The organism is Sphingobium sp. UBA5915, assembly GCF_002431195.1.
Taxonomy (GTDB): Bacteria; Pseudomonadota; Alphaproteobacteria; order Sphingomonadales; family Sphingomonadaceae; genus Sphingobium; species Sphingobium soli.
The window spans coordinates 38489-38746 of sequence record NZ_DJDV01000109.1 but is presented as its reverse complement, the minus strand read 5'-3'; positions in this window follow the sequence as shown (position 1 = coordinate 38746).

Below are 258 nucleotides of genomic sequence, written 5' to 3'. Positions count from 1 at the left end.
AACCGGCTTCGACGCACGCGCCACCTTGCCGCGCGGCACCAGGTCGCCGCCGCACCCCGCCAGTGTCATCATGCTTGCCAAGAACGCAGCCGTGGCCGCGCCGCGCAGATTGCTCATCGCCCGCTTTTCCATGAATCGGATGTTTACCAACCCAATCCTTTACGAAAGTTAACCGCCCGCTCGGCTCGTCGCATTCCGACAATCGCCTTGACTCTTTCGCTGCGATCTTTAGGGCGGCCGACGGGCCACGCGGTCCCA